Source organism: Enterobacter hormaechei subsp. hoffmannii, assembly GCF_001729745.1.
Lineage (GTDB): Bacteria > Pseudomonadota > Gammaproteobacteria > Enterobacterales > Enterobacteriaceae > Enterobacter > Enterobacter intestinihominis.
Genome location: NZ_CP017186.1, coordinates 4,496,737 through 4,510,402, shown reverse-complemented (window position 1 = coordinate 4,510,402; position 13,666 = coordinate 4,496,737). Strand labels below are relative to the sequence as shown.

The following is a 13,666-nucleotide window of genomic DNA, read 5'->3' as shown; positions in this document are numbered from 1 at the left end:
AGGGCACCGCGAAGCGGCGATTTACCGCCGGGAGCCCGGGTAGCCAGGGTGGTGGTGACTGAGCCACCCTGGCACGTTCACCGGTCATGTCGTCACAGAGTAGCAAGGAACATAAAGTGAACGGAATGACCACCACCGCCGTATGTTCCCCTCACCCTAACCCTCTCCCCGGAGGGGCGAGGGGATTGCTCAGTGCTCGCATTAATTTGTGGGGAACCCTCAGCCCACAGGGAGAGGGCGCAAACATAAAAAACGGTAACCTGACGGTTACCGTTTTGCATTTACCTCCTTTGCATTTCACTTAGCGAAACGTTTCGACGCCGATCACAAATCCGTTACGTCATGATGGTTTTCTGAACACTTCTGCGGCTACACTGTTTTTAGCGAAACGTTTCGCTAGTGGAGCAAAAAATGAAGAAAGGCACAGTACTCAACTCAGAAATATCATCGGTGATTTCCCGTCTTGGGCATACCGATACGCTGGTGGTTTGCGATGCAGGCTTACCGGTTCCGCGCAGCACAACCCGTATCGATATGGCGTTAACGCAGGGCGTACCCTCGTTCATGCAGGTACTGGAAGTCGTGACGGCGGAGATGCAGGTTGAGGCGGCCATTCTCGCGGCGGAAATCAAACAACATAATCCGCAACTCCACGAAACGTTGCTCAGCCACATTGAGCAACTGCAACAGCACCAGGGAAACACCATAGAAATTCGTTACACAACTCACGAGCAGTTCAAACAACAAACCGCAGACAGTCAGGCGGTGATTCGCAGCGGGGAGTGTTCCCCGTATGCGAATATCATTCTCTGTGCTGGCGTCACCTTCTGAGGCCATCATGGACGCATTACTGCAACTCAAAGGGATCGATAAGTCGTTCCCGGGCGTTAAAGCCCTCTCTGGCGCGGCGCTGAACGTCTATTCCGGGCGCGTAATGGCGCTGGTGGGCGAAAACGGCGCGGGCAAATCCACCATGATGAAAGTGCTGACCGGGATCTATCAACGCGATGCCGGTTCGCTGCTGTGGCTGGGTAAAGAGACCACCTTCAACGGCCCGAAATCCTCTCAGGAAGCGGGCATTGGCATCATCCACCAGGAGCTGAACCTGATCCCGCAGCTCACCATTGCGGAGAACATCTTCCTCGGCCGTGAGTTCGTGAACCGGTTTGGCAAAATCGACTGGAAAACCATGTATGCCAAAGCGGACAAACTGCTGGCGAAGCTGAATCTGCGCTTTAAGAGCGACCGACTGGTGGGCGACCTTTCCATCGGCGATCAGCAGATGGTGGAGATCGCGAAGGTGCTGAGCTTCGAGTCGAAGGTCATCATTATGGATGAACCGACCGACGCCCTGACCGATACCGAAACCGAATCCCTGTTCCGCGTGATCCGTGAGTTGAAATCCCAGGGGCGCGGCATTGTCTATATCTCTCACCGCATGAAAGAAATTTTCGAGATCTGCGACGACGTCACCGTCTTCCGCGACGGGCAGTTCATTGCCGAGCGTGAAGTGGCCACGCTGACCGAAGATTCGCTGATTGAAATGATGGTGGGACGTAAGCTCGAAGACCAGTATCCGCGTCTGGACAAAGCGCCAGGAGAGATCCGCCTGAAGGTGGATAACCTCTGCGGGCCGGGCGTGGATGACGTCTCCTTTACCCTGCGCAAGGGCGAGATCCTTGGCGTCGCGGGCCTGATGGGCGCGGGACGTACCGAACTGATGAAAGTGCTCTATGGCGCACTGCCGCGCACCAGCGGCTACGTTACCCTTGACGGCCATGAGGTAGTGACCCGCTCGCCGCAGGATGGCCTGGCGAACGGCATTGTCTATATCTCCGAAGACCGTAAGCGTGACGGCTTAGTGCTGGGCATGTCGGTAAAAGAGAACATGTCCCTGACCGCGCTACGCTATTTCAGCCGCAGCGGCGGCAGCCTGAAACACAAAGATGAGCAGCAGGCGGTCAGCGATTTTATCCGTCTCTTTAACGTTAAAACCCCATCGATGGAGCAGGCGATTGGCCTGTTGTCCGGCGGTAATCAGCAGAAAGTGGCGATTGCCCGCGGGTTGATGACGCGCCCGAAAGTACTGATCCTCGATGAGCCAACTCGCGGCGTTGACGTGGGCGCGAAAAAAGAGATCTATCAGCTGATTAACCAATTCAAGGCCGACGGTCTGAGCATCATTCTGGTCTCTTCCGAGATGCCAGAAGTATTAGGCATGAGCGATCGCATTATCGTCATGCATGAAGGGCATCTCGGCGGTGAATTCACTCGCGAGCAGGCCACCCAGGAAGTTCTGATGGCTGCCGCTGTGGGCAAGCTTAATCGCGTGAATCAGGAGTAAGAAGATGACTACCCAGGCTGTTTCTGGTCGCCGCTATTTCACAAAGGCATGGCTGATGGAACAAAAATCGCTGATTGCCCTGCTGGTGCTGATCGCGATTGTCTCGACCATGAGCCCGAACTTTTTTACCGTTAATAACCTGTTCAATATTCTTCAGCAGACCTCCGTCAACGCCATTATGGCGGTGGGGATGACGCTGGTGATTTTGACCTCGGGTATCGATCTGTCCGTCGGTTCCCTGCTGGCGCTCACCGGTGCGATTGCCGCGTCGATTGTCGGTATTGAGGTCAACGCGCTGGTGGCCGTTGCTGCTGCGCTGGCGGCAGGTGCGGCAATTGGCGCGGTAACCGGCGTGATTGTGGCAAAAGGCCGCGTACAGGCGTTTATTGCCACGCTGGTGATGATGCTGCTGCTGCGCGGCGTCACCATGGTGTACACCAACGGTAGCCCGGTGAATACCGGCTTTACCGAAAACGCCGATCTGTTTGGCTGGTTTGGTATCGGACGCCCGCTGGGTATTCCGACGCCAGTCTGGATCATGGCTATCGTCTTCCTGGCGGCGTGGTACATGCTGCATCATACCCGTCTGGGTCGTTATATTTATGCGCTGGGCGGTAACGAATCGGCAACGCGTCTGTCCGGTATTAGCGTCAACAAAGTTAAAATTATCGTTTACTCCCTGTGCGGTCTGCTGGCATCTCTGGCGGGCATCATCGAAGTGGCGCGCCTCTCTTCCGCGCAGCCAACGGCGGGTACGGGCTATGAGCTGGATGCCATCGCGGCAGTGGTTCTGGGTGGTACGAGCCTTGCGGGCGGTAAAGGTCGCATTGTTGGGACATTGATCGGCGCACTGATCCTCGGTTTCCTGAATAATGGCTTGAATTTGTTAGGTGTTTCCTCCTATTACCAGATGATCGTTAAGGCAGTGGTGATTTTGCTGGCGGTACTGGTAGACAACAAAAAACAGTAACTGACGACACTACAGGACATCTTAGATATGAACATGAAAAAACTGGCTACCCTGGTTTCTGCTGTCGCGCTGAGCGCAACCGTAAGTGCTAACGCCATGGCGAAGGACACCATCGCGCTGGTTGTCTCTACCCTGAACAACCCGTTCTTCGTCTCCCTGAAGGATGGCGCGCAGAAAGAAGCAGACAAACTGGGTTACAACCTGGTGGTGCTGGATTCTCAGAACAACCCGGCGAAAGAGCTGGCTAACGTTCAGGACTTAACCGTTCGTGGTACCAAAATCCTGCTGATCAACCCAACCGATTCCGACGCGGTCGGTAACGCCGTGAAGATGGCAAACCAGGCGAAGATCCCGGTAATCACCCTGGACCGTCAGGCGACCAAAGGCGACGTTGTTAGCCATATTGCGTCTGATAACGTACTGGGCGGTAAAATCGCCGGTGACTACATCGCGAAGAAAGCAGGTGAAGGCGCGAAAGTGATCGAGTTGCAGGGTATCGCCGGGACTTCCGCGGCCCGTGAACGTGGTGAAGGTTTCCAGCAGGCTGTAGCGGCGCACAAATTTAACGTGCTGGCGAGCCAGCCGGCAGACTTCGACCGTACAAAGGGTCTGAACGTCATGCAGAACCTGCTGACCGCGCATCCTGATGTGCAGGCGGTATTCGCACAGAACGACGAAATGGCGCTCGGTGCGCTGCGTGCGCTCCAGACTGCGGGTAAATCAGATGTGATGGTTGTCGGATTTGACGGCACGCCGGATGGTGAAAAAGCAGTAAATGATGGCAAACTGGCTGCGACCATCGCTCAGCTGCCTGAGCAGATTGGCGCGACTGGCGTGCAAACTGCCGATAAAGTGCTGAAGGGCGAAAAAGTTCAGGCCAAATATCCTGTTGACCTGAAACTGGTCATTAAGCAGTAAAGGCGATTCAGGCAGTCGCTGGCTGCCTGAGGGACACCAAATAAAAGAAAAGTGTGGCATACGCCACCGGGTAATACCGGTGGCGCTCTCAGATGGACACCTCAATACATGAAAACCGCAGGCAACCTCGTCGTCCTTGGCAGTATCAATGCCGATCACATTCTTAACCTTGAAACGTTCCCCACTCCGGGCGAAACCGTCACCGGTAATCAGTATCAGGTGGCGTTCGGCGGTAAGGGCGCAAACCAGGCAGTTGCCGCCGGACGCAGCGGGGCAAATATCGCGTTTATCGCCTGTACGGGTGATGACGATACCGGCGAGCGCGTACGCAAACAGCTGGCAAGCGACAACATCGACATCGCACCCGTCAGCGTGGTTGCAGGGGAATCTACCGGCGTGGCGCTGATTTTCGTCAATGCGGAAGGTGAGAATGTCATCGGTATTCATGCGGGGGCTAATGCCGCGTTAACGACTGAACGCGTCGAAGCGCAGCGTGGGATCATCGCCGGAGCGGAAGCTCTGCTGATGCAGCTAGAGTCACCGGTTGAAAGCGTGCTGGCCGCTGCGAAAATTGCGCATGAAAATCATACGTCTGTCGTACTTAACCCGGCGCCTGCCCGTGTATTATCAGACGAGCTGCTGGCGCTGGTGGATATCATCACCCCGAACGAAACCGAAGCGGAAAAGCTGACGGGTATCCGTGTCGAAAATGATGACGATGCCGCGCGTGCCGCGCTTGCGCTGCATGATAAAGGCATCGGCACCGTGATCATCACCCTCGGCAGCCGTGGGGTGTGGGCTAGCGTCAATGGCGAAGGCCGTCGCGTACCGGGCTTTAAGGTCAAAGCCATTGATACCATCGCCGCAGGTGACACCTTCAACGGTGCGCTGGTAACGGCGCTGCTGGAAGGAAAAGCAATGGATGACGCGATTCGCTTCGCGCATGCCGCCGCCGCGATTGCGGTGACGCGTAAAGGCGCTCAGCCTTCTGTTCCATGGCGTAAAGAGATTGATGAATTCTTAAGTCAGCAGGGGTAACGCTTGGCCACAATGAAAGATGTCGCCCGTATGGCGGGCGTTTCTACCTCGACTGTCTCCCACGTTATCAATAAGGATCGCTTCGTCAGCGAGGCGATTCGGGAGAAAGTTGACGCTGCAATTAAAGAACTCAACTATGCGCCGTCTGCGCTGGCCCGCAGCCTGAAGCTTAACCAGACGCGCACCATCGGCATGCTGATCACCGCCAGTACCAACCCTTTTTATTCTGAACTGGTGCGCGGCGTGGAGCGCAGCTGCTTCGAGCGCGGCTACAGCCTGGTGCTGTGCAATACCGAAGGCGATGAGCAGCGCATGAACCGAAACCTGGAGACGCTGATGCAAAAACGCGTCGACGGGCTGCTGCTGCTCTGTACCGAAACGCATCAACCCTCGAAAGAGATCATTCAGCGCTACCCTTCTATTCCTACGGTCATGATGGACTGGGCGCCGTTCGACGGCACCAGCGATCTGATCCAGGATAACTCGCTGCTGGGCGGCGATATGGCGACTCAGCATCTGATCGATAAAGGTTATACCCGCATTGCCTGTATTACCGGCCCGCTGGATAAAACCCCGGCGCGCTTGCGTCTGGAAGGCTATCTTTCGGCCATGGAACGGGCGGGGCTTGCCATTCCTGATGGCTATCGCATCACCGGCGATTTCGAATTTAACGGTGGATTTGAAGCAATGCAGAAACTGCTGGCGCAAGAGCCGCGTCCGCAGGCGGTGTTTATCGGTAACGATGCGATGGCATTCGGAGCTTATCAGGCGCTGTATCAGGCGGGATTACGTGTTCCGGACGACATGGCGATCGTCGGTTACGATGATATCGAACTGGCGCGCTACATGACGCCGCCGCTAACTACCATCCATCAGCCGAAAGATGAACTGGGTGAGCTGGCCATTGATGTGTTGATCCACCGCATGGCTCAGCCCACGCTGCAACAGCAACGTTTGCAGCTTACTCCTGTTCTGATGGAACGCGGTTCGGTTTAGCCTTATCTTTATGACGCTCTTTAATCAGGTTCCGGCCGTCTTTTGGTTTTAACAACATAAAGACCACCGCCGATACCACGGTAAGCGCGCCCATGGTGATAAAGGTATAGTGGAACTGCTCAACGGTATTTGTACCGTCAAACCCTTCATAAAACCGCAGTACCGCCGCGCTCACGGCAACCCCGAGGCTGATCGACAGCTGTTGAGTGACCGCCAGTACGCTGTTGCCGCTGCTGGCATTCTCGTCGGTGAGGTCCCCAAGGGTGATGGTGTTCATCGACGTAAACTGCGTCGACATGGCCATGCCCAGCACAAACAGCGGCAGGATCAGCATCCAGATGGGTAATGCCGCAGATTGCAGGGAGAACTGCGCAATCATCAATCCAATAAAGATCGTCACGCCAACCAGCGTCTTACGATAGCCAAACCAGCGCAGCACCTGCGTGACCGTCGATTTTGCCAGAATTGAGCCCATCGCTGTGGGGGCCATCATGCAGCCAGCAATCAGGGCCGGATAGCCGAAACCGACCTGGAGCATCAGCGGCATCAGGAACGGTACGCAGCCCGTGCCCAGACGCGAGGCAATATTGCCCGCGATCCCGACGGAAAACGTTCGGGTGTTAAACAGAGATAAAGAGATAAGCGGTGTCGGATGGCGACGCGCATGACGGATATATAGAAGGAACAGCAGAATACCGCTAAGAATGATGGCCAGCGCCAGCCACGTCGCTACGATTTTCTCGCCAAACAGCTCCATCCCGCTGGAGAACAGGACCAGGCTCAGGCCAAACAGGAAGAAGCCGCCCATATCGAAGCTGCGTCGTGGTGTGGTGAAGTTCGGCATATATTTGCGGGCATAGATTAGCCCTGCCACACCAATCGGAATATTAATCAGGAAGATCCAGTGCCAGCTTGCCCAGGTCACCAGTACGCCGCCGAGAACCGGGCCAAGTATCGGGCCGACCAGCCCCGGCATAGTCACAAAGTTGAGCACCGGGAGCAGTTCGCTGCGCGGATAGGCGCGCAATAACGCCAGACGCGCGACGGGCATCATCATCGCGCCGCCTATCCCCTGTAGAACGCGGAAGATAACCAGTTCCGTCAGAGAGGTAGAAAGGGCGCAAGCCAGAGAACCGAGGGTGAACAGCGTCACCGCCAGCATAAACACTTTGCGCGTGCCGAAACGATCGGCCAGCCAGCCGCTGACCGGAATGAGCATCGCCACCGTCAGGGTATAACTGATAATGGCGGATTGCATCGCCAGTGGGGAGCGGTTAAGGCTTTGGGCTATTGCGGGAAGGGCGGTATTGAGGATAGTGGCATCCAGTGCCTGCATAAAGAACGCCATGGCTGCAATCCACGGCAATCCGGCCATACTGCGTGCTTTTTTCTCTGTCATTTATTTACCTGCTGGTGGGTTGGCGCGGCCAGCAACGCCTGGCACGCACTCAGGGCTCGCTGCCCGTCGCTTTCCTGAATGGCATCGACTATCGCCTGATGCAGATCCAGCTTCACCGCCTCATCCTGTGTGATAGAGGCAAAGTAAATGTGGTACACAGAATGGAATAAAGAAGCAAAGGAGGTCAGGAAAGGATTTCCGCTCATATTATAGATATGTTCATGCCAGGCCATATCGACCTCTATCCAGCGCTCGCGGTTAAAATGCTTTTTCAGATCCACCATCTCTTCCATAAAAGTATTGAGCTGCGCTTTTTGCTCTGCTGTGCCGAGCGTGGCGGCAAGCAGACAGGCCTGAGGCTCAAGACTGCTGCGCATGACCAGAAAGTGATCGACGACCTGATTAAAGTTATCTTCGGTCATCCACCAGGTGAGTAACTCCTGATCGAGAAAGTTCCAGTTCCCCTGAGGCATAACGCGGGTGCCAATGCGCGGGCGTGGAAGCACCATCCCTTTCGCCGTTAATGTTTTTACCGCTTCGCGAACGGCGGTACGGCTTACACCAAACTGATCCCCCAGCTCCATCTCGCTGGGCAGGATGCTACCTGGGGCATATTTACCCGCTAAGATCAGCTGAGCCAGCTTTTCTGCCAGCACATAGGACAGGTTTTTTTGAGCTGCCAGCTGTTGTGCGCTTAATGGCATCGCTTTTATTCCTTAAATATTGATGCGGCTAATTATGCCATCTCAGGTGTGATTGTGGTTGCAGATACATCAATTAGAACAATTTGTAGCTTGATCTCATCGCTTTTGGTGAAAAAAAACACGGTCAGAAACTTTTTTTAAATTACCTCTTGTCACTTCAGAAGAACTCCCTATAATGCGCCTCCACTGACACGGAACAACGGCACGCAAGCCGCCGGGTCAGCAGAGAAAAGCAAAATAAACGCTTGACTCTGAAGCGGGAAAGCGTAATATGCACACCCCGCGCCGCAGCGAAAACGTAGCGGCACTGCTCTTTAACAATTTATCAGACAATCTGTGTGGGCACTCAAAGTGACATGGATTCTTAATGTCCTCGGACACTAAATGAATACCAAGTCTCAACGAGTGAACACGTAATTCATTACGAAGTTTAATTCATTGAGCATCAAACTTTTAAATTGAAGAGTTTGATCATGGCTCAGATTGAACGCTGGCGGCAGGCCTAACACATGCAAGTCGAACGGTAACAGGAAGCAGCTTGCTGCTTTGCTGACGAGTGGCGGACGGGTGAGTAATGTCTGGGAAACTGCCTGATGGAGGGGGATAACTACTGGAAACGGTAGCTAATACCGCATAACGTCGCAAGACCAAAGAGGGGGACCTTCGGGCCTCTTGCCATCGGATGTGCCCAGATGGGATTAGCTAGTAGGTGGGGTAACGGCTCACCTAGGCGACGATCCCTAGCTGGTCTGAGAGGATGACCAGCCACACTGGAACTGAGACACGGTCCAGACTCCTACGGGAGGCAGCAGTGGGGAATATTGCACAATGGGCGCAAGCCTGATGCAGCCATGCCGCGTGTATGAAGAAGGCCTTCGGGTTGTAAAGTACTTTCAGCGGGGAGGAAGGCGACAGGGTTAATAACCCTGTCGATTGACGTTACCCGCAGAAGAAGCACCGGCTAACTCCGTGCCAGCAGCCGCGGTAATACGGAGGGTGCAAGCGTTAATCGGAATTACTGGGCGTAAAGCGCACGCAGGCGGTCTGTCAAGTCGGATGTGAAATCCCCGGGCTCAACCTGGGAACTGCATTCGAAACTGGCAGGCTAGAGTCTTGTAGAGGGGGGTAGAATTCCAGGTGTAGCGGTGAAATGCGTAGAGATCTGGAGGAATACCGGTGGCGAAGGCGGCCCCCTGGACAAAGACTGACGCTCAGGTGCGAAAGCGTGGGGAGCAAACAGGATTAGATACCCTGGTAGTCCACGCCGTAAACGATGTCGACTTGGAGGTTGTGCCCTTGAGGCGTGGCTTCCGGAGCTAACGCGTTAAGTCGACCGCCTGGGGAGTACGGCCGCAAGGTTAAAACTCAAATGAATTGACGGGGGCCCGCACAAGCGGTGGAGCATGTGGTTTAATTCGATGCAACGCGAAGAACCTTACCTACTCTTGACATCCAGAGAACTTAGCAGAGATGCTTTGGTGCCTTCGGGAACTCTGAGACAGGTGCTGCATGGCTGTCGTCAGCTCGTGTTGTGAAATGTTGGGTTAAGTCCCGCAACGAGCGCAACCCTTATCCTTTGTTGCCAGCGGTTAGGCCGGGAACTCAAAGGAGACTGCCAGTGATAAACTGGAGGAAGGTGGGGATGACGTCAAGTCATCATGGCCCTTACGAGTAGGGCTACACACGTGCTACAATGGCGCATACAAAGAGAAGCGACCTCGCGAGAGCAAGCGGACCTCATAAAGTGCGTCGTAGTCCGGATTGGAGTCTGCAACTCGACTCCATGAAGTCGGAATCGCTAGTAATCGTGGATCAGAATGCCACGGTGAATACGTTCCCGGGCCTTGTACACACCGCCCGTCACACCATGGGAGTGGGTTGCAAAAGAAGTAGGTAGCTTAACCTTCGGGAGGGCGCTTACCACTTTGTGATTCATGACTGGGGTGAAGTCGTAACAAGGTAACCGTAGGGGAACCTGCGGTTGGATCACCTCCTTACCTTAAAGAACCTGCCTTTGCAGTGCTCACACAGATTGTCTGATGAAAAGTAAATAGCAAGGCGTCTTGCGATTGAGACTGTACGTCCCCTTCGTCTAGAGGCCCAGGACACCGCCCTTTCACGGCGGTAACAGGGGTTCGAATCCCCTAGGGGACGCCACTTGCTGGTTCGTGAGTGAAAGTCACCTGCCGTCATATCTCAAAACTGACTTGCGAGTCATGTTTGAGATATTTGCTCTTTAAAAATCTGGATCAAGCTGAAAATTGAAACGACACACAGCTCATGTGTGTTCGAGTCTCTCAAATTTTCGCAATCAGAAGTGAAACATCTTCGGGTTGTGAGGTTAAGCGACTAAGCGTACACGGTGGATGCCCTGGCAGTCAGAGGCGATGAAGGACGTGCTAATCTGCGAAAAGCGCCGGCGAGGTGATATGAACCTTTGACCCGGCGATGTCCGAATGGGGAAACCCAGTGCAATTCGTTGCACTATCGTTAACTGAATACATAGGTTAACGAGGCGAACCGGGGGAACTGAAACATCTAAGTACCCCGAGGAAAAGAAATCAACCGAGATTCCCCCAGTAGCGGCGAGCGAACGGGGAGCAGCCCGGAGTCTGAATCAGCTTGTGTGTTAGTGGAACGGTCTGGAAAGTCCGACGGTACAGGGTGATAGTCCCGTACACGAAAGCACACTTGCTGTGAACTCGAAGAGTAGGGCGGGACACGTGGTATCCTGTCTGAATATGGGGGGACCATCCTCCAAGGCTAAATACTCCTGACTGACCGATAGTGAACCAGTACCGTGAGGGAAAGGCGAAAAGAACCCCGGCGAGGGGAGTGAAAAAGAACCTGAAACCGTGTACGTACAAGCAGTGGGAGCCTCTTTATGGGGTGACTGCGTACCTTTTGTATAATGGGTCAGCGACTTATATTCTGTAGCAAGGTTAACCGTATAGGGGAGCCGAAGGGAAACCGAGTCTTAACTGGGCGTTAAGTTGCAGGGTATAGACCCGAAACCCGGTGATCTAGCCATGGGCAGGTTGAAGGTTGGGTAACACTAACTGGAGGACCGAACCGACTAATGTTGAAAAATTAGCGGATGACCTGTGGCTGGGGGTGAAAGGCCAATCAAACCGGGAGATAGCTGGTTCTCCCCGAAAGCTATTTAGGTAGCGCCTCGTGAATTCATCTTCGGGGGTAGAGCACTGTTTCGGCTAGGGGGCCATCCCGGCTTACCAACCCGATGCAAACTACGAATACCGAAGAATGTTATCACGGGAGACACACGGCGGGTGCTAACGTCCGTCGTGAAGAGGGAAACAACCCAGACCGCCAGCTAAGGTCCCAAAGTCATGGTTAAGTGGGAAACGATGTGGGAAGGCACAGACAGCCAGGATGTTGGCTTAGAAGCAGCCATCATTTAAAGAAAGCGTAATAGCTCACTGGTCGAGTCGGCCTGCGCGGAAGATGTAACGGGGCTAAACCATGCACCGAAGCTGCGGCAGCGACGCTTAGGCGTTGTTGGGTAGGGGAGCGTTCTGTAAGCCGTTGAAGGTGTCCTGTGAGGGGTGCTGGAGGTATCAGAAGTGCGAATGCTGACATAAGTAACGATAAAGCGGGTGAAAAGCCCGCTCGCCGGAAGACCAAGGGTTCCTGTCCAACGTTAATCGGGGCAGGGTGAGTCGACCCCTAAGGCGAGGCCGAAAGGCGTAGTCGATGGGAAACAGGTTAATATTCCTGTACTTGGTGTTACTGCGAAGGGGGGACGGAGAAGGCTATGTCAGCCGGGCGACGGTTGTCCCGGTTTAAGCATGTAGGCGGAGGTTCCAGGTAAATCCGGTACCTTGTTAACGCTGAGGTGTGATGACGAGGCACTACGGTGCTGAAGTGATAAATGCCCTGCTTCCAGGAAAAGCCTCTAAGCATCAGGTAACACGAAATCGTACCCCAAACCGACACAGGTGGTCAGGTAGAGAATACCAAGGCGCTTGAGAGAACTCGGGTGAAGGAACTAGGCAAAATGGTGCCGTAACTTCGGGAGAAGGCACGCTGATATGTAGGTGAAGCCCCTGCGGGCGGAGCTGAAATCAGTCGAAGATACCAGCTGGCTGCAACTGTTTATTAAAAACACAGCACTGTGCAAACACGAAAGTGGACGTATACGGTGTGACGCCTGCCCGGTGCCGGAAGGTTAATTGATGGGGTTAGCGGCAACGCGAAGCTCTTGATCGAAGCCCCGGTAAACGGCGGCCGTAACTATAACGGTCCTAAGGTAGCGAAATTCCTTGTCGGGTAAGTTCCGACCTGCACGAATGGCGTAATGATGGCCAGGCTGTCTCCACCCGAGACTCAGTGAAATTGAACTCGCTGTGAAGATGCAGTGTACCCGCGGCAAGACGGAAAGACCCCGTGAACCTTTACTATAGCTTGACACTGAACACTGGTCCTTGATGTGTAGGATAGGTGGGAGGCTTTGAAGCGTGGACGCCAGTCTGCGTGGAGCCAACCTTGAAATACCACCCTTTAATGGCTGGTGTTCTAACGTAGACCCGTAATCCGGGTTGCGGACAGTGTCTGGTGGGTAGTTTGACTGGGGCGGTCTCCTCCCAAAGAGTAACGGAGGAGCACGAAGGTTGGCTAATCCTGGTCGGACATCAGGAGGTTAGTGCAATGGCATAAGCCAGCTTGACTGCGAGCGTGACGGCGCGAGCAGGTGCGAAAGCAGGTCATAGTGATCCGGTGGTTCTGAATGGAAGGGCCATCGCTCAACGGATAAAAGGTACTCCGGGGATAACAGGCTGATACCGCCCAAGAGTTCATATCGACGGCGGTGTTTGGCACCTCGATGTCGGCTCATCACATCCTGGGGCTGAAGTAGGTCCCAAGGGTATGGCTGTTCGCCATTTAAAGTGGTACGCGAGCTGGGTTTAGAACGTCGTGAGACAGTTCGGTCCCTATCTGCCGTGGGCGCTGGAGAATTGAGGGGGGCTGCTCCTAGTACGAGAGGACCGGAGTGGACGCATCACTGGTGTTCGGGTTGTCATGCCAATGGCACTGCCCGGTAGCTAAATGCGGAAGAGATAAGTGCTGAAAGCATCTAAGCACGAAACTTGCCCCGAGATGAGTTCTCCCTGAGACTTTAAGTCTCCTGAAGGAACGTTGAAGACTACGACGTTGATAGGTCGGGTGTGTAAGCGCAGCGATGCGTTGAGCTAACCGATACTAATGAACCGTGAGGCTTAACCTTACAACGCCGAAGCTGTTTTGGCGAAGAGAGACAGACACGATTTTCAGCCTGA

At 54.4% G+C, this 13,666-nt stretch carries 8 protein-coding genes, 1 tRNA gene and 2 rRNA genes; 9 read left to right on the top strand and 2 right to left on the bottom strand.

What is annotated here, in order from left to right; translation table 11 throughout:
* The first annotated feature begins 411 nt into the window (after nucleotides 1-411).
* The 6 genes from rbsD (at nucleotide 412) to rbsR (ending at nucleotide 6,266) form a co-directional block, all read left to right on the top strand.
* Nucleotides 412-831, top strand: a complete 420-nt coding sequence (rbsD, locus tag BFV65_RS21295; RefSeq protein WP_003862392.1) for a D-ribose pyranase — start codon at nucleotides 412-414, stop codon at nucleotides 829-831.
* A 7-nt stretch (nucleotides 832-838) separates the two neighbouring features.
* On the top strand, nucleotides 839-2,344 hold the full coding sequence (gene rbsA, locus BFV65_RS21290; protein WP_069597075.1) for a ribose ABC transporter ATP-binding protein RbsA: 1,506 nt from the start codon (nucleotides 839-841) through the stop codon (nucleotides 2,342-2,344).
* A 4-nt stretch (nucleotides 2,345-2,348) separates the two neighbouring features.
* Nucleotides 2,349-3,314, top strand: coding sequence for a ribose ABC transporter permease (gene rbsC / locus BFV65_RS21285; RefSeq protein ID WP_022649866.1), 966 nt, complete (start codon nucleotides 2,349-2,351; stop codon nucleotides 3,312-3,314).
* A 27-nt stretch (nucleotides 3,315-3,341) separates the two neighbouring features.
* Nucleotides 3,342-4,232: a ribose ABC transporter substrate-binding protein RbsB gene (rbsB, locus tag BFV65_RS21280; protein ID WP_003862397.1), complete on the top strand. Its 891-nt coding sequence runs from the start codon at nucleotides 3,342-3,344 to the stop codon at nucleotides 4,230-4,232.
* Between the two features lie 108 nt (nucleotides 4,233-4,340).
* Entirely contained in the window at nucleotides 4,341-5,270 is a 930-nt protein-coding gene (gene rbsK, locus BFV65_RS21275) for a ribokinase (protein ID WP_003862399.1), read from the top strand.
* Between the two features lie 3 nt (nucleotides 5,271-5,273).
* Nucleotides 5,274-6,266, top strand: a complete 993-nt coding sequence (gene rbsR, locus BFV65_RS21270) for a ribose operon transcriptional repressor RbsR (RefSeq protein ID WP_074174425.1) — start codon at nucleotides 5,274-5,276, stop codon at nucleotides 6,264-6,266.
* Here the strand turns inward: rbsR and mdtD are convergent.
* Nucleotides 6,232-7,665 (bottom strand): multidrug transporter subunit MdtD, encoded by a 1,434-nt coding sequence (mdtD, locus tag BFV65_RS21265; protein ID WP_022649863.1) that lies wholly within the window; start codon nucleotides 7,663-7,665, stop codon nucleotides 6,232-6,234. The two genes, rbsR and mdtD, sit on opposite strands and share 35 nt — an antisense overlap.
* Complete coding sequence (locus tag BFV65_RS21260) at nucleotides 7,662-8,369, bottom strand: FadR/GntR family transcriptional regulator (protein ID WP_069597074.1); 708 nt, start codon at nucleotides 8,367-8,369, stop codon at nucleotides 7,662-7,664. Before BFV65_RS21260 ends, mdtD begins: the two co-directional genes overlap by 4 nt.
* Before the next feature lie 455 nt (nucleotides 8,370-8,824).
* On the opposite strand from BFV65_RS21260, the gene BFV65_RS21255 reads away from it, so the two are divergent.
* From BFV65_RS21255 to BFV65_RS21245, 3 genes are all read left to right on the top strand, one after another.
* A 16S ribosomal RNA gene (locus BFV65_RS21255) occupies nucleotides 8,825-10,366 on the top strand.
* Nucleotides 10,367-10,450: 84 nt separating this feature from the next.
* A tRNA-Glu gene (locus tag BFV65_RS21250) sits at nucleotides 10,451-10,526 on the top strand.
* A 182-nt stretch (nucleotides 10,527-10,708) separates the two neighbouring features.
* Nucleotides 10,709-13,614, top strand: a 23S ribosomal RNA gene (locus tag BFV65_RS21245).
* The 16S and 23S rRNA genes sit together here with 1 tRNA gene alongside, the layout of an rRNA operon.
* Nucleotides 13,615-13,666 lie beyond the last annotated feature (52 nt).

Excerpts from the sequence above, each read along its gene's own strand:
- rbsD (WP_003862392.1), top strand. The coding sequence starts at position 412 with ATGAAGAAAGGCACAGTACTCAACTCAGAAATATCATCGGTGATTTCC.
- rbsA (WP_069597075.1), top strand. The coding sequence starts at position 839 with ATGGACGCATTACTGCAACTCAAAGGGATCGATAAGTCGTTCCCGGGC.
- rbsC (WP_022649866.1), top strand. The coding sequence starts at position 2,349 with ATGACTACCCAGGCTGTTTCTGGTCGCCGCTATTTCACAAAGGCATGG.
- rbsB (WP_003862397.1), top strand. The coding sequence starts at position 3,342 with ATGAACATGAAAAAACTGGCTACCCTGGTTTCTGCTGTCGCGCTGAGC.
- rbsK (WP_003862399.1), top strand. The coding sequence starts at position 4,341 with ATGAAAACCGCAGGCAACCTCGTCGTCCTTGGCAGTATCAATGCCGAT.
- mdtD (WP_022649863.1), bottom strand. The coding sequence starts at position 7,665 with ATGACAGAGAAAAAAGCACGCAGTATGGCCGGATTGCCGTGGATTGCA.
- BFV65_RS21260 (WP_069597074.1), bottom strand. The coding sequence starts at position 8,369 with ATGCCATTAAGCGCACAACAGCTGGCAGCTCAAAAAAACCTGTCCTAT.